The sequence below is a fragment of the Variovorax sp. PBL-H6 genome (assembly GCF_901827155.1).
In the GTDB taxonomy this organism is placed as follows: Bacteria; Pseudomonadota; Gammaproteobacteria; order Burkholderiales; family Burkholderiaceae_C; genus Variovorax.
Window position 1 is genome coordinate 4,664,171 of sequence record NZ_LR594659.1, and the last position, 21,025, is coordinate 4,685,195.

Here is a 21,025-nt window from a genome sequence, read left to right on the forward strand (position 1 = left end):
CGCCGCGCTCAGGAGTTCTCGAGGACGATGCCCTCGATCACATTGGCCACGTCCTCGCACTTGTCGGTGATCCGCTCGAGCAGTTCGTAGATCGCCTTCAGCTTGATGACCTCGCGCACATCCGGCTCCTCGCGAAACAGCTTGCTCATGGCGCTGCGCAGCACGCGGTCGGCGTCGGATTCGAGGCGGTCGATCTCCTCGCAGGTCTTGAGCGCGGCTTCGGCCGTCGCCGGCTCGCTCACCCTGCCGAGGAGCTTGACAGCATCCTTCACCCGTTCGCAGCATTTCGTGCTCAGGGCGGTGAGGCGGGTGATCTCATCGGTCATGTGGCGCACGTCGTACAGCGCCATGGTTTCGGCCGAGTCCTGGATCAGGTCGGCCACATCGTCCATCGTGTTGATCAGCTTGTGGATCTGCTCGCGGTCGATGGGTGTGATGAAAGTCTTGTGAATGAGCCTGTTGACGTCATGCGTCACTCGGTCGGCGGCACGTTCGGCATTGTCCACGTCGCGGTTGTACTGCTCGCGCAAGTGCAGGTCGTTGTAGTTGCCCACCAGTTGCTCGAAGGCACGCGCGGCTTCGACGATGCGATCGGCATGCTGATTGAACATCTCGAAGAAATTCCCCTCACGGGGCAGCAGCTTGCCAAACATGGCGATCTCCTGGGTTCTCGGCTATCACCCACCCGTGACGCCATCATGAAAAAACCTGGCAAGTGTAATGGGCAAGCCTCGCCGGGACGGGCTCAGAGCCGCTCGATGCGCTGGCCGGCCACCCGCTCCAGCTGGGCTGCCGAGACCAGGGCCGGCGCAATCTCGGCGAGCGGCAGGAGCACGAAGGCGCGCTCGCCCAGGCGCGGATGCGGCAGCGTCAGCACAGCGCTTCGCATCGTGGTGTCGCCGTGCCGCAGAAGATCGAGGTCGAGGGTACGCGGTGCGTTACGGTAAGGCCGCTCGCGGCCCGCGTCGGCTTCGAGTCGCTGCAGTTCGGCCAGCAGGGCCAGCGGCGCCAGGCCGGTGCGCAGCTCGACCACGGCGTTGATGAAATCGGGCCCCTGGGCCTCGAAGGGCGCGCTGCGATAGAGAGACGAGCGCGCGACGAGCCGCGTGCCCGGCAGGGCAGCGAGGTGGTCCATCGCCCGCCTCACTGTTGCCTGCGAGTCGCCGAGATTGGCGCCGATGGCGACGTAGGCGGGCGTTGCGCTCACGTCATTCGGCCGAGATGCTGCTGCCGGCCTCGCCGCCGGTGCGCGGCTTGCGCCGGCGGCGGCGCTTGCGTGGTGCGGCTGGCGCGAGCTCGCCCTCGGGCGGCTGCGACTGTGGCTGCTCGGCATCGCCGTCCGCCTGTGCAGTCGCAGGTGCCGCGCTGCGCGCCGGGCTGCGCTGCCGGCTTCTCTTGTGCTGCTCGTCGCGCACCTGATCGAGCAGGTCCTGGCGACGCAGGTCGTCGGAAGTGCTGCTGAACTCCTGCCACCATTCGGCGATCGCCTCGCTCACCTCGCCAACGTCGGCGCGCAGGCGCATGAAGTCGAAGGCCGCACGAAAGCGCGCCTGCTCGACCAGGCTGTAGGGGGTGGCGCCGCTGCGCTTGTCGAAGCGCGGCTGCATCATCCAGATCTCGCGCATGTCGGCTGCCAGCTTGCCGCGCCCCGAGACGTCCCCGATGCGCGCGTTGAACACGTCGTCGATGGCGTCTTGCAGGGCCGGGAAGGAGGCCTGCGGGCGCTGGCCATGGCGTCCCTCGACGCGTTGCGCCCAGCCGTCGCGCACATCGGCCCACAACACACATGCCAGCAGAAAGCTCGGCGCCACGGGCTTGCCTTCGCCGACACGGCGGTCGGTGTCCTGCAGCGCGGCCTTGACGAAGGCCTGGTCGGCACGCTCGACGATGACGTCGAGCAGCGGGTAGATGCCGGTCGCCAGCCCCAGCTTGCGCAGCTGCGCCATAGTCGCGATTGCATGGCCGGTCTGCAGCAGCTTGAGCATCTCGTCGAACAGGCGACTCTGGGGCACATCGGCCAGCAGCTTGCTGGATTCGACCAGCGGCGTGCCGGTCTTGGGCTCCAGCGAGAAACCGAGTGCGGCCAGCTTGGCCGAGAAGCGGATCGCACGGATGATGCGGACCGGGTCCTCGCGGTAGCGCGTGACCGGGTCGCCGATCATGCGCAACGTGAGCTTCTTGGCGTCCTTGATGCCGTTGTGGTAGTCGACCACGATCTGGCTGGCCGGGTCGTAGTACATAGCGTTGATGGTGAAGTCGCGCCGCGCGGCGTCTTCCTCCTGCGGGCCCCAGACGTTGTCGCGCAGCACGCGGCCGCTGGCGTCCACTGCGTGCTTCATGCCGGCGAGTTCGCCCTTGCTGGTGCGCTCGTTGCCCGCCACCTGCTCGGCGCCCGCGCTATCCATGTAGGCACGGAAGGTCGAGACCTCGATCACCTCGTGCTCGCGCCCACGGCCGTACACGACGTGCACGATGCGGAAGCGCCGGCCGATGATGAAGGCACGCCGGAACAGGCTCTTGACCTGCTCCGGGGTGGCGTTGGTGGCCACGTCGAAGTCCTTCGGCCGCAGGCCCAGCAGCAGGTCGCGCACCGCGCCGCCGACCACGTAGGCCTCGTAGCCGGCGTCCTGCAGCGTGGTGACGACGTTCCTGGCGCGCTCGTCGACCAGTTGCGGGTCGATGCCGTGCACGGAGGCCGGCACCTCCTGGCGCTTGCCGAAGCGGTTCTTGCCGCCGGAGCCGGCGGCGCCGGTCTTGCCCAGGAGTTTGTCGATGAATTTCTTGATCATTGGAAAGCTTCGGCGCGGGACGCGCCCTCATTCATTTTCGAGCATCGCCCGGATCAGCGGGATCGTGATCGCGCGCTGGGTCTGCAAGGCATAGCCGTCGAGCTGCAGCAGGAGCTCCATCAGGCTGCCCAGATCGCGGCTGAAGCGGTGCAGCATGTAGTCCAGCACTTCGTCGGTCAGCATCACGCCGCGGCTGTCGGCGGACTGGCGCAGCACCGCGCGCCGCTCCGGTTCATTCAGCACCTGCAAGTGGAACACATGGCCCCAACCCAGGCGCGTGCGCAGGTCCTCGCGCAGCGGCAGGTCGGCAGGCGGTACCGCGCCGGCTGCCACCACCCCGCGCTGCAGGCTCTGCGCGTTGACGAACCAGTTGAAAGCGGCGTGCTGCTGGACTGCGGTATAGAGATGCACGTCGTCGAGCAGCACCGCGCTCCAATGCTCGTCGAAGTCGGGCGGGTCCGAGAGCCCTGCATGCAGCCATCCCACGCTCGCGCCCTGCTCGCGCAAGGCGCAGCGCACTGCTTCGAGCAGATGCGTCTTGCCGCTGCCGCTCTCGCCCCAGAGGTAGGTCGGAACCGGCGAATGGAGCGTGTTCGAACGCGCATCGCCGACCCAAAGCCGCAAGTGCCGCAGTGCGGGTTCGTTGGGGCCGGCAAAGAAGCCCGCCAGCGTCGGGCCGGAGGCAATGCCGATATCGAGCGCGAGCTGCTTCATGCCGATGCCACGGGGGGCGGCTGGAATGGCGCAAATGACGCGGTACGTTGATTCATGAGACAGGCAGAAGCGCTGTGCGACCGGCCGAGGGCGCGGGGCAATGGGGCCCTTAAAATCGTGAGGAATTCTATCGGCCCGACCGCCCCGGTTGCCGGCGTCATTCTCCTCCTCCCTTCGACCGTCCCTTCTTTTCGTCCGGCCCGCCCCATGAACTCCACTCCGCTTACCCCGCTCAGCTACAAGGATGCAGGCGTCGACATCGATGCTGGCGACGCGCTGGTCGACCGCATCAAGCCGCTGGCCAGAAAGACGATGCGGGAAGGCGTGCTGGCCGGCATCGGCGGCTTCGGCGCCCTGTTCGAGGTGCCCAAGCGCTACAAGGAGCCGGTGCTGGTGAGCGGCACTGACGGGGTAGGCACCAAGCTCAAGCTGGCCTTCGAGTGGAACATGCACGACACCGTCGGCATCGATCTGGTGGCCATGAGCGTCAACGACGTGCTGGTGCAGGGAGCCGAGCCCCTGTTCTTCCTCGACTACTTCGCGTGCGGCAAGCTCGATGTGGACACGGCCGCGGCAGTGGTCGGCGGCATCGCCCGCGGTTGCGAGCAGAGCGGCTGCGCACTGATCGGCGGCGAGACCGCCGAGATGCCCGGCATGTACCCGGCCGGCGAGTACGACCTGGCCGGCTTCGCGGTGGGCGCGGTCGAGAAGTCCAGGATCCTCACGGGTCGGGACGTCCAGCCGGGCGACGTGGTCCTTGGCCTGGCCTCGGCGGGCGTGCATTCCAACGGCTTCAGCCTGGTGCGCAAAGTGATCGAGCGCGCGGGCGCCGATCTGCCTGCCACCCTCGACGGCCAACCCTTCCGCCAGGCCGTGATGGCGCCGACCCGGCTCTACGTCAAGCCGGTGCTGGCCGCATTGGCCAGGCACCCGATCAAGGCGCTGGCCCACATCACGGGAGGCGGGCTGCTGGAGAACATCCCGCGCGTGCTGCCCGAGGGCACGGCAGCGCACTTGAAGAAGGGCAGTTGGCCGCAAAGCGAGCTCTTCGCCTGGCTGCAGAAGGTGGCGGGCATCGACGACCTGGAAATGAACCGCACCTTCAACAACGGCATCGGCATGGTGGTGGTGATCGACGCCGCCGAGGCGGCGGCCTGCGTCGCCACGCTGCGCACCGAGGGCGAGACGGTGCACGAGATCGGCGTCATCGCGCCGCTCGGCGCCGGCGCGGCCGTGGTCGTGGCCTGAGAAGGCCCCGCCGCGTGAGCATCGTCGCACCTATCCCGTCGCGCAAGCTGGTCACGGCGAGCTACCTGCTCATCGCCGGCGCCCTGCTGCTGATCATGTGGCAGGGGCTGCTCCCGGGATTGCTCTGCGTCTGCATCGGCTTTCTCGGCACGCGCCGGCTCGCACGCTTGCTCGACACCGGACTGGCCCGGCTGCTGCCTGCGAGGTCGCGCCAACAGGTGCCGGACGCGCAATCGTCCTGGTCGCGCATCGTCGCCGCAACCCTGGTGTCGCTGGCGCCGATCGGCCTGGGAATACTGGCCTTCTCGGAAGCGCGCGAGTTCGTGCTCAACGCACCGGAGCAATACCAGGAACTGCTCGACTACATCGCGCGCACGGTGCTTGAGTTGCGGCTCAAGCTGCCGCCCGACATCGGGGCTTACCTGCCCGAGGGGACGGCCGAGGTGCAGCGGGTCATCGCCGGCTACCTGCGCGCCCAGGCAGGCATGCTCGCGCTGACCGGCCGCGCCTGGCTGGGCGGCCTGCTGTTCGCCTACGTCGGCCTGATCGTCGGCACATTGGCGGCCGTGGCACAGCACCCTTCTACCGGCCGCCCGCTCGCCGAGCTGCTCAGGCAGCGCATCATCTTGTTCGGCGAGGCCTTCGGCCAGATCGTCGCCGCGCAGTTCTGGATTGCAGCGTTCAACACGCTGCTGACTGCGATCTTCCTGCTGTTCCTGCTGCCGCGGTGGGATCTGCACTTGCCCTACGCGACGGCGCTGATCACCTTGACCTTCGTCGCCGGCCTGGTGCCGATCGTCGGCAACCTGCTGTGCAACACGGTGATCACGCTCGTGGGCCTGTCGGTATCGCCGGTGACTGCACTGGCCTGCCTGGCCTTCCTGATCCTTATTCACAAGGCCGAGTACTTCATCAATGCCAAGGTGGTCGGCGCCCGTACGCAGATGGGGGTCTGGGAGCTGCTGTCCGTGATGTTCGTGGCCGAAGCCGTGTTCGGTCCGGCCGGGCTCGTGGCCGCACCGCTCTTCTACGCCTACCTCAAGAAGGAACTGCAGGCGGCACGGCTGGTTTGAAGGAATGTCCTGAATTGACCGATTCCTGTCCTGCCGAAGGCAGACGGATGCCAGATGCGCAGGAAGAATAGGGCGCATCATCCACCCACCCTCGAGGTTGCCGCCATGAAATCTTGTCTGATAGTGATCGATGCCCAGGAATCCTTCCGCCATCGCCCCTATTTCACCCCGCGTGACCTGTCGGCCTATGCGTCCGCCCAGAACGCGCTGATCGAAGGCTGCCGGGCTGCCGGCGTCCCGATGGTGCGCATCTTCCACGTTGACGGTCCCGCCCGCGCCGACAACCCCTTTGCGATCGAATCCGGCCACGTCCGGCCGCTGGCCGAGCTCACGCCCTTCGAAGCAGCCGCCACGTACACCAAGCACCGCCACAGTGCCCTGGTCGGTACAGGGCTGGATGTGTGGCTGACGCAGAACGGCATCGGCCGGCTGATCGTCAGCGGTATCCGCACCGAACAATGCTGCGAGACCACGGCGCGCCATGCCTCCGACCTGGGCTGGGCAGTCGATTTCGTCACGGACGCCACGCTGACCTTCGACATGACTCAGCCCGATGGCAGGCCCCTGCCGGCGGACGACATCAAGGCCCGCACGGCGACCGTGCTGGAAGGCCGTTTCGCGACCCTGTGCACCGTGGAGCAGGCGCTGGAGCGCGCCGGCGTGCTGGCTACGGCCTGAGGCGAGAACTTCGGATGAGCAGCGCGCCGCGCATTCGCGTCGTGCTCGTGCTGCTGCCGAACAGCCCTCGCCCTTCCTGGCATACCGCAACCACCTGCATCCTGCACTCCACCGCGTGCAGGACGCGGTGAGTGAGGCGCCGCAAGACGACTGGAGCGTGCCGCGCATGGCCCAGGTGGCCCGTACCTCGTCACGTCACCTGACGCGCTTGTTCGTCGAGCACGCAGGCGTCGCACCCTGCGGCTTGTGCGATTCGTCCTATCTGAAAATCGCCTTCGTCCGGCGCGGCGCGCTCGGGACCAATGCTCTTCTACCGGTTTTGCTTCGTCGGTGACTTCCTCATGAAAATCGCCCAGATCTCCCCGATGTACGAATCGGTACCGCCCCGGTTGTACGGCGGGACCGAACGCGTCGTTGCCCATCTCTGCAATGCCCTGGTGAGCCAGGGACACGAAGTCACCCTGTTCGCCTCTGCGGAGACCCGCACGCGTGCGCGGTTGGTGCCGATGCGCGAACAGGCGCTGCGCCTGGACCCGGCGCCACTGAAATCCGACCTCGCCACCCACATGGTCATGCTGCAGGAAGTCCGACGCCGCGCGGGCGACTTCGACGTGCTGCATTTCCACATTGATCTGCTCCACTTCCCCTTTTTCGCGGACATGGCCGATCGCACGCTCACCACCTTGCACGGCCGCCTGGACCTCAAGGACCTGCCCGAGGCCTACGCGGAGTGGAAGCACTTCCCGCTCGCCTCCATTTCCAGGCACCAGCGCAGCCCGCTGCCTTTCGCACGCTGGCACGGCACCGTCCATCATGGGCTCGACCCGGCGCTCTACCCTTTCCAGGCGAAGGCAACGGGCGGCTACCTCGCCTTCCTGGGCCGCATCTCGCCCGAGAAAAGGCCCGACCGGGCGATCGCGATTGCCACTCGCGCGGGGCTGCCGCTGAAAATTGCCGCCAAGGTCGACGCGGCGGACAAGGAATACTTTCGCGAGCGGATCCAGCCGCTGCTCGACCACCCGTTGGTGGAATACATCGGCGAGATCGGCGATGCCGAGAAGCCTGCCTTCCTTGGCGGCGCGCGCGCCCTGCTGTTCCCCATCGACTGGCCCGAGCCTTTCGGCCTCGTGCTGATCGAGGCCATGGCTTGCGGGACGCCGGTCATCGCCTGGCGCTGCGGCTCGGTGCCCGAGGTGGTAGATCACGGCGTCAGCGGCCTGATCGTCGACGACGAGGTCGAGGCGATTGCAGCCGTCCACCAGATCGGCGCACTCGATCGCAACGAGGTCCGCGCCACCTTCGAGCGGCGTTTTTCTGCAGCAACGATGGCCAAGTCCTACGTGGAGCTGTATCGTCGGCTCCCGGCACACGGCAAAGACGACACTTCCTACCCCCAGGCGGCTTGAGCATGAGTCAAGGCATGACGACTGAACCGCCGCTCGCGGAGCTCGATGTAGAGGCGGTGCTCGAGCGCAATCCCCAGCGGCTTTTTGTCCTGAAGGAAGGCGACACTTTCTTGGTGGCCGACGTCTATGGCGACATCACAGGAGAAGCCGACGGGTTGTTTCACAACGACACGCGCATGCTGTCGACCTTCCTCTTGCAGATGGGTGGCCGCAGGCCGTCGCTGCTGTCTGGCGCCGTGAGCCAGGACAACCTGTTCTTCACGGCGAACATGACCAATCACCCGCTGCCGCTGCTCGGCAATCCGGCCACGCCGGAAGGGGTGATCCATCTGGAGCGCAAACGCTTCCTCTGGGATAACCGCATCTTCGAGCGCATCAGCGTGCTGAACTATGGCGACCAGCGCGTACAGGCCCCACTGACGCTGCACTTCGCCGCCGATTTCCACGACATGTTCGAGGTGCGCGGCCAGCGTCGGCAGCAGCGTGGCGCCCGCGAGCCGTCGCTCCTGAAGGAGCGCGGCGTGGAGCTGCGCTATCAAGGCCTCGATGGCCTGCGCCGCAGCATGTGCATCGAATTCTCCGAGCAACCGCAGGGCCTGGACGAACGGCACGCCGCGTTCATCGTGCAACTCGAGCCGCACCAGCGTTGGACCCTGCATGCAGAAATCGGGCCCTGCCCCACCGACGCTGGCTGCTCGCGCTATCGAGCTGCCGCTGCCGCTGCCCGCCGCAGCATGCGCACGCGCCAGCGGCGCGGCGCACGCGTGCTGGCCTCGGGCCGATTGTTCCAGTCGTGGCTCGACAAGTCGCGTGCCGACCTGGCCCTGCTCACGACCGACCTGCCCACCGGCCCCTACCCCTATGCCGGCATCCCCTGGTTCTCGACCCCGTTCGGGCGGGATGCGATCGTCACTGCATTGCAGACGCTGTGGCTCGATCCAGGCCTGGCGCACGGCGTGCTGTCTTTCCTCGCGCACAATCAGGCGCAGCAGACCTCGACCTTCCGCGACTCCGAGCCGGGCAAGATCATGCACGAGACGCGCAAGGGCGAAATGGCGGCGGTCAACGAGCTTCCCTTTGCCAAGTACTACGGCGGTGTCGACACCACGCCGCTGTTCGTCATGCTCGCGGGCGCTTACGCGCAGCGGATGGGCAACGTCCGTGCGCTGGATGCCTTCTGGCCTGCGCTCGAGGCCGCGGCACGCTGGATCGAGCGGAACGCGGCCGGGCACCCCACGGGTTTCCTGAGCTACGCGCGCGGCGAGTTGACGGGGCTGGCCAACCAGGGGTGGAAAGACAGCAACGACTCCGTGTTCCATGCCGATGGAAGTACGCCGGAGGGGCCGATCGCCTTGATCGAAGTCCAGGGCTACGCCTACCGCGCCTACGCCGTCATGGCCGAACTGTCGCGCCTGCGCGGCGATGCGGACGCGGCCCGCCACTGGGAGCACAGCGCCGTGGCACTGCAGGCCGCAGTCGAACAGCATTTCTGGCAGGAAGACATGCAGTTCTACGCGCTGGCGCTGGACGGCCAAGGCCAGCCCTGCCGGGTACGGGCATCGAACGTCGGGCATCTGCTGTACACCGGCCTTCCGCGTGCCGAGCGCGGACGGGCGGTCGCGGCGCAACTGCTGTCGCGCGCGTTCAATTCCGGCTGGGGCATTCGCACGCTGCCGCCCGAGACGCTGCGCTTCAATCCGATGTCCTACCACAATGGCTCCGTCTGGCCCCATGACGTCGTCCTCTGCGGCGCCGGATTGGCGCGCTATGGCGAACGCGACGGACTGGTGCGGCTCCTGAATGGCCTGTTCGAGGCCGCCACCCACTTCGGCATGCGGCTGCCCGAACTGTTCTGCGGATTCGAGCGCGCCCCGGGCGAAGCGCCCATCGCCTACCCGGTCGCCTGCCTGCCGCAGGCGTGGGCGGCGGGCTCGGTCTTCATGCTGCTGCAGGCTTCCCTGGGCCTGCAGCTCGATGCCCACCGCAGCCTCATTCGTGTCGAGCAACCCCGATTGCCGGATGGCATCGACCATCTGCAGGTCCGGCATCTGCAGCTCGGCACCCAAAAGTTGGACCTGAGCTTTCAGCGCCTGGGCGAGCGGGTGGTTGCATTCATCGACTCGCAGGAGGGCCCGTCACCGGTCACGCTGTCGCTGAAGATGTGACGCTTGAAGAGCCGCGAAGCGAGATTGCGAGCGGCGCTCAAAGATAGCCGCAGAAGCGCAGCACATGCCCGTCGGGCTCGCGAATCGCGAATTCGCGCAGGCCCCATGGCTGCGAGGTTGGCGGTTCGACCACGTTGACGCCGCGCTTCGCATAGGCGGCATGCAGGCCGTCGACGTCCTGGCCCACGTGAATCACGATTTCGCCGCGCCACGCCTGGGCCTCGCCTCGGCGGCATTGCCACAGGCGGATGTAGACCGGGTCGCCATAGCTGCGGTCGCCCTTCTTCACCCGCGCGTAGCTGGGCGGCTCGCCGGCGATGAAGTCGAGCTCGAAGCCGAGTACATCGCAGAAATAGCGCGCGGCGCGGGCCGCATCGGCGACCGGCAGCACCGGCTGCACCCCGTGGAATTCGTGCAGCGTGCCGAGGTCGGCGGCCGCGGTCTTGCTCTCCTGCGCCATCAGTTCTCCGCCCGGCGCAAGGCGGCGACGCGCTCGGCGATGGCATCGATGTCGAGCGCATCCTCGGCATGCATCAGGTAGGTCTCCAGGTCACGCACCGCACGTGCGGTGTTGCCCTGCTCCGCATGAGCCAACCCGCGGTCGCGGTGCTCGCCCCATGCTTCGGGAAAGAGCGTGACCAGGCGGTCCTGCACCGCGATCGCGCGCTGCCAGTCTTCCTGCGCCCGGTGGATTTCCTTCAGGTTGCGCAGCATGCGCCCGATGATCTCGCGCGGTGAGGTCGGCTGCAGGTACAGGCCCAGAGGCACGTCGAAGTCGCCGACCAACCCGCTGCTGCGCTTGTAGGGCTCGAGGCGCTCGCTGAGCTCCTCGCGCGAGAGCGATTTTCCTGTGAAGGGATCGATCACAACCTGCCCCTTGGGAAGCGTGATCTTGAGCATGAAATGCCCCGGAAAGCCAACGCCGCGCGCCTGCAGTCCCAGGCCCTGCGCCAGCTCGATCCACAGCACGGCCAGCGAGATGGGGATGCCGCGGCGCGTGCGCAGCACCGCATTGAGATAGCTGTTGTCGGGGTCGTAGTAGTCGTTGACGTTGCCGCCGAAACTCAGGTCGTGAAAGAAGAACTGGTTGAGGGCGCGCAGCCGCTGCAGCGGCGCAGCATCCGCGGGCAGCCTGCGCTTGAGGCGGGCAAGCAGCTGGTCGACGTCGCCCAGCACCTGCTGAACATCGAGATCGGGGTATTCGTCCTGGGCGAGGCTGGCAGCGGCTTCGAGGAGCGGGAAGTGGTCGTCGCTCTTGACAAGCGACTCGAAGTACTCGAGTGCGGTGGGCGCCTGGAAGCTGAACGTCATGTGTCTTTGTAGAGGAGCCCGCGCCGAGCGTCAAGGCAGGGCTTGCGCCGTGGATCAGCGACGCACCAGTGTGCGCAGCTTGACACCCGCGAGCGCCAGCACAGCGAAGTACAGCACGGCCCCGCCGATCACCAGCGCTGCCAGCAGGCCGATGCGGTGCAGGCGCTGCGCCTGCAGCCCGATCCAGTCGAAGTGCTGGTTGCCCCAGACCAGCAAGGCGGTCAGTGCGGCAGTACCCGCCAGCACCTGCAGCAGGAAGCGGCCCCAGCCCGGCTCGGGGCGGTAGCTGCCGCGACGAAGCAGGCCGACGAGCAGCCAGAGCGCATTGATCATCGCGCCGATGGCGATGGTGAGCGTCAGCGCCGCATGCTGAAGCAGCGGCACCAGGGCGACGTTGAGCAGCTGCGTCAGCACCAGCACGGCCACCGCGATCAGCATCGGCGTGCGCGTGTCGTGCTTGGCGTAGTAGCCCGGCGCGAGCACCTTGACCGCGACAAGGCCGACCAGCCCGACGCCGTAGCCCATCAACGCCAGGCTGGTGCGCTGCACATGGAATTCGGTGAAGGCGCCGTTATGGAACAGCACGGCCACCAGCGGTCTCGAAAAGACCAGCAGGGCCAGGGCGCAGGGCACCGACAGCAGCACCACCAGGCGGAGGCCCCAGTCAAGCATGGCCGAGTAGCGCGCGTCGTCGTGGGCCGCGCGCGCACCGGCGAGCTGCGGCATCAGCACCACCCCGAGCGCCACCCCCAGCAGCGCGGTGGGGAACTCCATCAGCCGGTCGGCATTGGTGATCCAGCTCACGCTGCCGGTCGCGAGGTGCGAGGCGATCTGCGTATTGATCAGCAACGAAATCTGCGCCACGCTGACGCCGATCAGCGCGGGCAGCATCAGGCGGGCCACGCGGCGCGTGCCCGGGTCGGCCCAGGCGGCGCGCATCGCGCCCAGGCCGAGGCCGATGCGCGGCATCATCCCGAGCCCCCGCAGCGCTGGAATCTGCAGCGCCAGCTGGAGCAGCCCGCCCACCATCACGCCTGCGCATTGCGCGTAGATCGGCTCGATGCCAAGGCGCCGGAACCATGGCGCGCCGACCACGATGGAGAGGATCAGCGCCACGTTCAGCAGCACCGGCGCGGCGGCCGGCACGGCGAACTTGCGCCAGGTGTTGAGGATGCCGCCGGCCAGCGCCACCAGCGACATGAAGCCGATGTAGGGGAACATCCAGCGCGTCATGACGACGGCGGCCTCGAAGCTCTGCGGGTCCTTCTGCAGGCCGCTGGCCATGGCCCAGACCATCAGCGGCGCCCCGATCACGCCGGCTACGCACAAGAGGACGAGGGTCCAGGTCAGCAGCGTCCCCACGTGGTCCACCAGAGCCTTGGCGCCCGTTTCGCCGTGCTCGGTCTTGTTGGCCGCCAGCACCGGCACGAAGGCCTGGCTGAAGGCGCCCTCGCCGAATACGCGCCGAAACAGGTTGGGAATGCGAAAGGCGACGTAGAACGCGTCCGTCATCGCGCTGACGCCGAACACCGAGGTCATGAGCACGTCGCGGATGAGCCCCGTGATGCGGGAAGCAAGCGTCAGCAGGGAGACGGTGGAGGCGGATTTGAAGAGCGACACGGCCGGAAGTGTATGTGGCTGCGCGAGCTCTCCCTGGCGGCCGGGACGGGCGGTCGCCCAGGCCCTATAATGGAGGGCTTTGCCGCATCATCCGCAGACACCGTAAGGAACATCCATCATGGCATCCACCAAGCCCAAGAAAAAGAACCCGCGCCTCGCGTCGGGCCGCAAGCGCGTCCGCCAGGACACCAAGCTCAACGCCGCGAACACCTCGCTGCGCTCCAAGTACCGCACCGCTGTGAAGAATGTCGAGAAGGCCGTCGTGGCCGGCGACAAGACCAAGGCGGCAGAACTCTTTGCAAAGGCCCAGAGCATCGTCGACACCATCGCCGACAAGGGCATCTTCCACAAGAACAAGGCAGCTCGCGACAAGAGCCGCCTGGCAGCCAAGGTCAAGACCCTGGCGCTCGCCGAAAAGGCCGCCGCCTGACGTCTTCAGGCAAGCCCGGACGGGCATCGCGCCAGTCCGCCGTTTGATCTGGGTGCGCTGCAGCAAAGTGAAAAAACCGCCTTCGGGCGGTTTTTTCATGGGCGGGTACTTCTTACTTGCGCTTGCCTGAGGCGGGCCCAGCGTCCGGCACAAGGCAGGCCTCGGCGACCTGCAGGTTGTTATCGCGAGCGAAGTTCATCACGAAGTCCCAGGCCATCACTTCGGCCTCACGCAATTCAGCGCTCACCACCACGCACTTGACCCCATTGACCACCGTTGGCACGCACCAGGGCGAATAGCTCAGGTGGCTGTCAGGCTGAGGGCCACCCGGGCGGAACGAGCACATCACGCCCGCCAGCCGCTCCGCCCAATCGCTCGGGCGAAAGGTCCGGCCATCTTGGGTGATGCCCTGAATGAAAACTTGTTTGGGGATGGGGGAAGCCATGGATTGCGCGGAGGACGCAGGAGAGTGCTGCGCCGCACAATGGATTCTATCCGGGCGGGTCCCGCGAGCGACTCGGTGCAGAGCATTGCTGTGATGCGCAATCCTCAATGACCCTGTCCGAACGCAACCCTAGAATCCCTTTTCCTTTTTCGGAGATCGTATGAGCGCCAATGCCGCCCCCTCCTCGCCCCATGTCATGAACACCTACGGCCGCCTTCCGATCGCGCTGTCGCACGGCCAAGGCTGCCGAGTGTGGGACACCGAGGGCCGCGCCTACCTCGACGGCCTGGGCGGCATCGCGGTCAACACCCTGGGCCACAACCATCCCGAGCTGGTGCCTGCGCTGCAGGAGCAGATCGCCAAGCTGATCCACAGTTCCAACTACTACCACGTGCCAGGCCAGGAGCAGCTGGCCGCGAAGCTCACGGAGCTCTCGGGCCTCACCAATGCGTTCTTCTGCTGCACCGGCCTCGAAGCCAACGAGGCCGCGCTGAAGCTGGCACGCAAGTTCGGCCACGACAAGGGCATCGAGCGCCCCGAGATCGTGGTCTACGAGGCCGCGTTCCACGGCCGCAGCATCGCCACCTTGTCGGCCACGGGAAACCCGAAGGTGCAGCAGGGCTTCGGGCCGCTGGTCGAGGGCTTCATCCGTGTGCCGCTCAATGACATCGAGGCGCTGAAGAAAGCGACCGAGGGCAACCCGAACGTGGTGGCGGTGTTCTTCGAGACCATCCAGGGCGAAGGCGGCATCCACCCCATGCGCTGGGAGTACCTGCGCGCGGTACGCGAGCTGTGCGACGAGCGCGACTGGCTGATGATGATCGACGAGGTGCAGTGCGGCATGGGCCGCACCGGCAAGTGGTTTGCACACCAATGGGCCGGCATCAAGCCGGACGTGATGCCGCTGGCCAAGGGCCTGGGCTCGGGCGTGCCGGTCGGAGCGGTGGTGGCCGGCCCGCGCGCCGCCAACCTCTTCGCCCCCGGCAACCACGGCACCACCTTCGGCGGCAATCCGCTCGCGATGCGCGCCGGCATCGAGACCATCCGCATCATGGAAGAGCACAAGCTGCTCGACAACGCCGCCAATGTGGGCGCGCACCTCAAGGCCGCGCTGGAGCGCGAGCTCGGCGGTCTGGCCGGCGTGAAGGAAATCCGCGGCCAGGGGCTGATGCTTGGCATCGAGCTCGATCGTCCCTGCGGCGTGATCCTGAACCGTGCCTGCGAGGCCGGCCTGCTGCTGAGCGTGACCGCCGACAGCGTGATCCGCCTGGTGCCGCCGCTGATCCTCAGCGTGGCGGAAGCGGACGAGATCGTCGCCATCCTCGCGCCCCTCGTGAAGACCTTCCTCGCGGAGGCCACGCCATGACGACGGGTCCGGTTCCGGCGCTGCGCCACTACCTCCAGTTCTCGGACTTCACGACCGACGATTACGCCTATGTCTTCGAGCGTGCCGCGCTGATCAAGAAGAAGTTCAAGGCCTACGAGAAGCACCAGCCGCTCACCGATCGCACCCTCGCCATGATCTTCGAGAAGGCCTCGACGCGCACCCGCGTGAGCTTCGAGGCCGGCATGTACCAGCTGGGGGGCAGCGTGGTGCACCTGACCACCGGCGACAGCCAGCTGGGCCGCGCCGAGCCCATCGAGGACAGCGCCAAGGTCATCAGCCGCATGGTCGACCTGGTGATGATTCGCACCTTCGAGCAGACCAAGATCGAGGCCTTCGCCGCCCACTCGCGCGTGCCGGTCATCAACGGCCTCACGAACGAGTTCCACCCCTGCCAGATCCTGGCGGACATCTTCACCTACATCGAGCACCGCGGCTCGATCAAGGGAAGGACGGTGGCCTGGGTCGGCGACGGCAACAACATGGCCAATACCTGGCTCCAGGCCAGCGAGATCCTGGGCTTCAAGGTGCACGTGAGCACGCCGAGCGGCTACGAGGTCGACCAGTCGATCGCCGGCATCCGCTCGGCCGACAGCTACCAAGTCTTCAAGGACCCCATGGAAGCCTGCCGCGGCGCCGACCTGGTGACTACCGACGTGTGGACCAGCATGGGCTACGAGGCCGAGAACGAAGCCCGCCGCGCCGCCTTCGCCGACTGGTGCGTGGACGAGGACATGATGCGCGCGGCACAGCCCGACGCCCTCTTCATGCACTGCCTGCCTGCCCATCGCGGCGAGGAAGTGGAGGCCGAGGTCATCGACGGCCCACAGTCGGTGGTCTGGGATGAGGCCGAGAACCGCCTTCACGCGCAGAAGGCGCTGATGGAGTTCCTCCTGCTCGGGCGGCAGCCCGCCTGATTCGGTGATCGGCGCCATTGCCCATGTTTGCATTCTGTTGGAAATAACCGACACCACGACGCTGTGCACGGCGCTAACTTCGCGCCATGAACCAACGCATCTGGGACATCTCACCGCCGGTGCATGAAGGCGCGCCGGTCTTTCCCGGCGACACACCGTACCGCCAGCGTTGGGCCGCGACCATCGCGCCGGGCTGCCCCGTCAATGTCAGCGAGATCACGCTTTCGCCGCACGTCGGTGCGCATGCCGATGCGCCGCTGCACTACGACCCGGAAGGCGCCACCATCGGCGAGGTGGACCTCTCTCCCTACCTCGGCCCCTGCCGGGTGATCCACGCGATCGCGCGCGGCCCGTTGATCGAGTGGGTGCACATCGCGCATGCCGTGCACCAGCTGCCGCCGCGCGTGCTGGTCCGCACCTATGAACGCGCCCCTGTCGATCGGTGGGACGGTGCGCTCGCGGCCTACGCACCCGCCACCATAGAGCGTCTCGCGGCGCTGGGCGTGAAGCTCATCGGCATCGACACTGCCAGCATCGACCCTGCCGACAGCAAGGCCCTCGACAGTCACCAGGCGATCCGCCGCCTGGGCCTGCGCGTGCTCGAGAACCTTGTGCTCGACGCGGTGCCGGAAGGCGACTACGAACTGATCGCGCTGCCGCTCAAGCTGGTGACGGCCGACGCTTCCCCTGTTCGCGCGGTCCTGCGCCAACTCACCGCCCCACGACCATGACTCTCGACGACTGCCGGCGCCTCGATGCCGAAGACCCCCTTGCACCACTGCGCGGCCAATTCATCCTGCCCGAGGGCGTGATCTACCTCGACGGCAATTCGCTCGGCGTGCTGCCAAGGGCCGCGCCTGCGCGCATTGCCGAAGTGGTCGCGCAGGAGTGGGGCGAAGGCCTCATCCGCTCCTGGAACAGCGCCCGCTGGATCGACCTGCCACAGCGCCTGGGCGACAAGGTGGCCCGGCTGATCGGCGCTGCCCCGGGCGAGGTGGTCTGCACCGACGGCACCTCGGTCAATCTCTACAAGGTGCTGTTCGCCGCCCTCTCGCAGATGAAGCCCAGCGGCCGGCGCGTCGTGGTCAGCGAACGCAGCAACTTCCCGACCGACCTGTACATCGCCGAATCGCTGTGCCGCGAGCGCGGCTTCACGCTGAAGCTGATCGACGAAAGCGAGCTGCCCGCCGTGCTGGACGAGCACGTCGCGGTGCTGATGTTGACGCACGTCAACTACCGCACCGGCGCGATGCACGACATGAAGGCGCTCACCGCCGCGGCCCACGCCGCCGGCGCGCTCACGGTCTGGGACCTCGCGCACAGCGCGGGCGCCGTGCCGGTGGCGCTCAACGACTGCGGGGCTGACTTCGCGATCGGATGCGGCTACAAGTACCTCAATGGCGGCCCGGGCGCGCCGGCCTTCGTCTGGGTGCATGAGCGGCATGCCAGCCGCTTCGAGCAGCCCTTGTCGGGTTGGTTCGGCCATGCGGCACCCTTCGAATTCACGCCGCACTACCGGCCCGCGCCCGGGGTCACGCGGTATCTCTGCGGTACCCAGCCAGTCCTGGCCCTGTCCGCCCTCGAATGCGGACTCGACACCGTACTTGCGTCCGAGCCCTTTAACGGCGATCAAGGCGGCATGGCGGCACTGCGCGCCAAGTCGCTGGCACTGACCGATGCCTTCATCGCCCTGGTCGAGGAACGCTGCCCGGGCCGTTTCACGCTGGTCACGCCGCGCGAGCATGCCCGGCGAGGTTCGCAGGTCTGCCTGGCGCTCGCCGACAACGGCCCCGGCGCCTACGCCATCGTTCAGGCACTGATCGCCCGCGGCGTGATCGGCGACTTCCGCGCCGGCGACAGCCAGATGCCCGACATCCTGCGTTTCGGCTTCACGCCGCTGTACCTTGGCTTCGAGGATGTCTGGAACGCCGTCGAGCACCTGGTGCAGGTGCTGGAGCGCGAGGAATGGAAGCGCCCCGAGTTCAACCAGAAGCTCGCCGTGACCTGAGGGAAGCCCATCATGCATTGCACGGCCCGCAGGGCGGAGGTTTTTCAATGAGCACCGAAAAAATCGTCCACGAAGAAAAGGCGCAGCTCGACTTCAGCGCCTCGATGAGCTACAGCGACTACCTGAGCCTCGACGCCATCCTCAACGCCCAGCACCCACGCTCGCCGGCGCACGACGAGATGCTTTTCATCGTGCAGCACCAGACCAGCGAACTTTGGATGAAGCTGATGCTGCACGAGCTGCGCGCCGCCATCGGCTGCGTCGCGCAGGACGAACTCGCCAGTGCCTTCAAGATGCTCGCGCGTGTCTCGCGCATCATGGAACAGCTGGTGCATGCCTGGGATGTGCTGGCCACCATGACGCCGCCCGAGTACAGCGCGATGCGCCCCTATCTCGGCAGCTCCAGCGGCTTCCAGAGCTGGCAGTACCGGTGTGTCGAATTCGCGCTCGGCAACAAGAATGCCGCCATGCTCAAGCCTCACGAGCATCGGCCCGAGCTGCTGGCCGAGGTCGAAGCGGCCTGGCGCGCGCCCTCGCTCTATGACGAGGCGCTGCGCCTGCTGGCGCGCCGCGGCTTCCCCGTCCCGGCCGACCATGTCGAGCGCGACTGGACCCGCCCGTACGAATCCAGCGATGGCGTGGAGCAGGTCTGGCTGAGCATCTACCGCGATCCGAAGCAGCACTGGGACCTCTACCAGCTGGGCGAGGAGTTGACCGACCTGGAAGACGCCTTCCGCCTCTGGCGCTTCCGCCACGTGACCACCGTCGAGCGCGTGATCGGCTTCAAGCGTGGCACCGGTGGCACGGGCGGCGTGAGCTATTTGCGCAAGATGCTCGACGTGGTGCTGTTTCCGGAGATCTGGAAGCTGCGCACGGATCTCTAGTTCCGGCTCGATCGGCCCGGCGGCACCGCTGGAAACTTCGCCGCTGTCAGCCGATTCTGGACGGCCTGCACGGCGGACTTCAGATCGCCGAGATGGCGCTTCACGATCTCCTGCTCGGTCGCGACTGCCGGCAGCCACGCGCAACTGATGCACCCGACCACCACATCACCGAGCTGAATCGGCACCGAAATGGCGCCGAATCGCTCCGGCGAATCCAGGCTCGTCGGACTCGGGTCGCGCGATGCATAGCCCTGCGCCCGGTAGCGCGCGGGCCAGTCGGCGGCACCATGCGCCTTCAAGGCGGCACGGTCGACCTCGTAGGGCGAACGCGCCAGTCCGGCCAGCAGGCTGCGCCGTTCGGCTTCCGGGCAGAAGGCGAGATAGCAGCGCCCGAGTGAGGACAGCAGCAGCCGCGGGCGAAAGCCGAGCACACGGTAGTTGACGGCGAGTCCGTTGATCGGCCGATGGGTGTCCAGGATCAGCATCGCCAGCCCATCCAGCACGGCGAGGTCGGTCGGCCAGGGGACCACCCGCTGCAACTGCTCCCGCGGCTGCGTCGCGAGCGCTGAAAGTCGAGTGCGCCATTCCACGGCCAATCCCGAGTCACCCGGGCTGGCCGCCGGCACATAGCGGTTCTCGATCTCGTTGCGCTCGATCCACCCGGCCTCCTGCAACGTCCTCAGGATGCGCAGCAGCGTGGCCTTCGACAGCGAGGTCTGGCGGTGCAGGTCCGCCAACGTGGCGGCGGACGACTGCTGGATGGACCAGAACACATCGAGCCCGCGGCGCAGCGCGGTGATCGACTTCACGCCGGGCGCGGGCCCGGCGCTGCGGAAGCTGTCGCGGCGCGATTGGTTCATTGGGTGAAATTATGTCTGGCTGCGCCGGGACCCGCCCCACAGAATTCGCTCGCTTCCTTCATCCCATCACAGCGGGCCCGAGCCCAGGAGACACCCCCATGAAATCCCTTCGACGTCAGCTCACGCTCGGAGCCCTCGCGCTCGCCTGCGGCCTCGCCATCGCCCCTGCCACGGCGCAGACGACCTATCCCGCGAAGCCGATTTCCATCATCGTTTCCTATCCGCCCGGCAGCGACACCGACTCGATCGCGCGCATGCTCGCCGAGCGCTTGTCGCAGCGCCTGAATCAGCCGGTGATCGTGGACAACAAACCGGGCGCGGGCGGCACGCTCGGCAACGCATTCGTCAGCCGCGCCGCGCACGACGGCTACACGCTGCTTTTCACGCCCAACCCGTTCACCACCGCGCCGATGGTGCTGCGGCTGTCGCCCGCCGCCAGCTATGACGTGCTTCACGGCTTCGAGCCCATCATCCAGATCGCGACCCAGCCCCTCGTGCTGGTGGCTCATCCTGGCGTCGGCGCGAAGTCGGTGCCGGAGATGGTCGCACTGGCCCGCTCCGGCAAGACGCTCAGCTACGCCTCCCCGGGCGCCGGCTCGCCAATGCACATCGCGGGTGAGTGGCTCAACCGCACTGCCGGCGTGAAGATCACGCATGTGCCGTACCGTGGCGTCGCCCCGTCGGTCAACGACGTCGTTGCCGGCCATGTCGACACAGCCTGGGTGACGCTCGGCGTGGTGAGCCAGTACACCAGCCAGAACCGGCTCCTCCCCCTGGCCATCGGCGACGCCAGGCGCTCGCCGCTCGCGCCTCAGGTGCCCACGCTTTCCGAACTGGGCTACAAGGACGTCGTGGTCGGCGCCTGGAACGGGTTCTTCGCGCCCAAGGGCACGCCGATCGAGGTCGTGCGCCTGCTCAACGTCCATCTCAACGAGATCATCAAGTCGCCCGAGGTGGTGAGCAAGCTGGCGACCTTCGGCGCTCAGCCGGTCGGCGGCGCACCCGAGGTGCTGGCGAAGACCAACGCAACCGAATACCAGGTGATGGGCAAGCTGATCAAGGAGTTGGCCATCACGGCCGACTGAGGCGGGGC

21 protein-coding genes and 1 pseudogene are annotated in these 21,025 nt (G+C 67.1%); 13 read left to right on the forward strand and 9 right to left on the reverse strand.

Annotation, left to right across the window (positions count from 1 at the left end):
- Positions 1-8: 8 nt before the first annotated feature.
- From G3W89_RS22100 to hda, 4 genes are all read right to left on the reverse strand, one after another.
- The gene (locus G3W89_RS22100; protein WP_162576181.1) at positions 9-653 is read right to left on the reverse strand and encodes a DUF47 domain-containing protein; all 645 of its coding nucleotides are present in this window, start codon (positions 651-653) and stop codon (positions 9-11) included.
- A 92-nt stretch (positions 654-745) separates the two neighbouring features.
- Positions 746-1,207 carry a 2-amino-4-hydroxy-6-hydroxymethyldihydropteridine diphosphokinase gene (gene folK, locus G3W89_RS22105; protein ID WP_162576182.1) on the reverse strand — a complete coding sequence of 154 codons (462 nt, stop codon included), beginning with the start codon at positions 1,205-1,207 and terminating at the stop codon, positions 746-748.
- A gap of 1 nt (position 1,208) precedes the next feature.
- Positions 1,209-2,789 (reverse strand): polynucleotide adenylyltransferase PcnB, encoded by a 1,581-nt coding sequence (gene pcnB / locus G3W89_RS22110; protein ID WP_162576183.1) that lies wholly within the window; start codon positions 2,787-2,789, stop codon positions 1,209-1,211.
- Between the two features lie 27 nt (positions 2,790-2,816).
- Positions 2,817-3,503 (reverse strand): DnaA regulatory inactivator Hda, encoded by a 687-nt coding sequence (gene hda, locus G3W89_RS22115; protein WP_162576184.1) that lies wholly within the window; start codon positions 3,501-3,503, stop codon positions 2,817-2,819.
- Positions 3,504-3,710: 207 nt separating this feature from the next.
- On the opposite strand from hda, the gene purM reads away from it, so the two are divergent.
- The 6 genes and pseudogenes from purM (at position 3,711) to G3W89_RS22140 (ending at position 10,073) form a co-directional block, all read left to right on the forward strand.
- Positions 3,711-4,751, forward strand: a complete 1,041-nt coding sequence (gene purM, locus G3W89_RS22120; protein WP_162576185.1) for a phosphoribosylformylglycinamidine cyclo-ligase — start codon at positions 3,711-3,713, stop codon at positions 4,749-4,751.
- Between the two features lie 14 nt (positions 4,752-4,765).
- Entirely contained in the window at positions 4,766-5,824 is a 1,059-nt protein-coding gene (locus tag G3W89_RS22125) for an AI-2E family transporter (protein ID WP_232076680.1), read from the forward strand.
- 105 nt (positions 5,825-5,929) lie between these two features.
- Positions 5,930-6,502 (forward strand): isochorismatase family protein, encoded by a 573-nt coding sequence (locus G3W89_RS22130; protein ID WP_162576186.1) that lies wholly within the window; start codon positions 5,930-5,932, stop codon positions 6,500-6,502.
- A gap of 67 nt (positions 6,503-6,569) precedes the next feature.
- Positions 6,570-6,740: pseudogene (locus G3W89_RS33385) on the forward strand (AraC family transcriptional regulator); the annotation flags it as partial.
- A gap of 103 nt (positions 6,741-6,843) precedes the next feature.
- Entirely contained in the window at positions 6,844-7,908 is a 1,065-nt protein-coding gene (locus G3W89_RS22135; protein ID WP_162576187.1) for a glycosyltransferase family 4 protein, read from the forward strand.
- Positions 7,909-7,922: 14 nt separating this feature from the next.
- The gene (locus tag G3W89_RS22140) at positions 7,923-10,073 is read left to right on the forward strand and encodes an amylo-alpha-1,6-glucosidase (RefSeq protein WP_162576188.1); all 2,151 of its coding nucleotides are present in this window, start codon (positions 7,923-7,925) and stop codon (positions 10,071-10,073) included.
- 37 nt (positions 10,074-10,110) lie between these two features.
- Here the strand turns inward: G3W89_RS22140 and G3W89_RS22145 are convergent, their stop codons facing one another.
- From G3W89_RS22145 to murJ, 3 genes are read right to left on the reverse strand one after another with little or no spacing between them, the layout of a single operon-like run.
- Entirely contained in the window at positions 10,111-10,533 is a 423-nt protein-coding gene (locus G3W89_RS22145) for a bleomycin resistance protein (protein ID WP_162576189.1), read from the reverse strand.
- Positions 10,533-11,384: a SirB1 family protein gene (locus tag G3W89_RS22150; protein WP_162576190.1), complete on the reverse strand. Its 852-nt coding sequence runs from the start codon at positions 11,382-11,384 to the stop codon at positions 10,533-10,535. Before G3W89_RS22150 ends, G3W89_RS22145 begins: the two co-directional genes overlap by 1 nt.
- A 54-nt stretch (positions 11,385-11,438) precedes the next feature.
- A complete protein-coding gene (gene murJ / locus G3W89_RS22155) occupies positions 11,439-13,004 on the reverse strand; it encodes a murein biosynthesis integral membrane protein MurJ (protein ID WP_162576191.1) in 1,566 nt (521 codons plus the stop codon).
- A 118-nt stretch (positions 13,005-13,122) separates the two neighbouring features.
- Between murJ and rpsT the strand changes: the two genes are divergently transcribed.
- Positions 13,123-13,434, forward strand: coding sequence for a 30S ribosomal protein S20 (rpsT, locus tag G3W89_RS22160; RefSeq protein WP_068676180.1), 312 nt, complete (start codon positions 13,123-13,125; stop codon positions 13,432-13,434).
- Between the two features lie 112 nt (positions 13,435-13,546).
- On the opposite strand, the gene G3W89_RS22165 is transcribed toward rpsT, so the two are convergent.
- Positions 13,547-13,879: a DUF3579 domain-containing protein gene (locus G3W89_RS22165; protein WP_162576192.1), complete on the reverse strand. Its 333-nt coding sequence runs from the start codon at positions 13,877-13,879 to the stop codon at positions 13,547-13,549.
- 160 nt (positions 13,880-14,039) lie between these two features.
- Here G3W89_RS22165 and G3W89_RS22170 point away from each other — a divergent pair, with 160 nt between their 5' ends.
- From G3W89_RS22170 to kynA, 5 genes are all read left to right on the forward strand, one after another.
- A complete protein-coding gene (locus G3W89_RS22170) occupies positions 14,040-15,245 on the forward strand; it encodes an aspartate aminotransferase family protein (RefSeq protein WP_162576193.1) in 1,206 nt (401 codons plus the stop codon).
- Positions 15,242-16,180 (forward strand): ornithine carbamoyltransferase, encoded by a 939-nt coding sequence (gene argF / locus G3W89_RS22175; protein ID WP_162576194.1) that lies wholly within the window; start codon positions 15,242-15,244, stop codon positions 16,178-16,180. Before G3W89_RS22170 ends, argF begins: the two co-directional genes overlap by 4 nt.
- 86 nt (positions 16,181-16,266) lie before the next feature.
- The gene (gene kynB / locus G3W89_RS22180) at positions 16,267-16,911 is read left to right on the forward strand and encodes an arylformamidase (RefSeq protein WP_162576195.1); all 645 of its coding nucleotides are present in this window, start codon (positions 16,267-16,269) and stop codon (positions 16,909-16,911) included.
- Positions 16,908-18,188: a kynureninase gene (gene kynU, locus G3W89_RS22185; protein WP_162576196.1), complete on the forward strand. Its 1,281-nt coding sequence runs from the start codon at positions 16,908-16,910 to the stop codon at positions 18,186-18,188. The genes kynB and kynU overlap by 4 nt, the downstream gene beginning before the upstream one ends.
- A 47-nt stretch (positions 18,189-18,235) precedes the next feature.
- A complete protein-coding gene (gene kynA / locus G3W89_RS22190; RefSeq protein ID WP_162576197.1) occupies positions 18,236-19,072 on the forward strand; it encodes a tryptophan 2,3-dioxygenase in 837 nt (278 codons plus the stop codon).
- On the opposite strand, the gene G3W89_RS22195 is transcribed toward kynA, so the two are convergent.
- The gene (locus G3W89_RS22195) at positions 19,069-19,932 is read right to left on the reverse strand and encodes a helix-turn-helix domain-containing protein (RefSeq protein ID WP_162576198.1); all 864 of its coding nucleotides are present in this window, start codon (positions 19,930-19,932) and stop codon (positions 19,069-19,071) included. The genes kynA and G3W89_RS22195 overlap by 4 nt on opposite strands.
- Positions 19,933-20,030: 98 nt before the next feature.
- Here G3W89_RS22195 and G3W89_RS22200 point away from each other — a divergent pair, with 98 nt between their 5' ends.
- On the forward strand, positions 20,031-21,017 hold the full coding sequence (locus G3W89_RS22200; protein ID WP_162576199.1) for a Bug family tripartite tricarboxylate transporter substrate binding protein: 987 nt from the start codon (positions 20,031-20,033) through the stop codon (positions 21,015-21,017).
- The last annotated feature ends 8 nt before the right edge of the window (positions 21,018-21,025 follow it).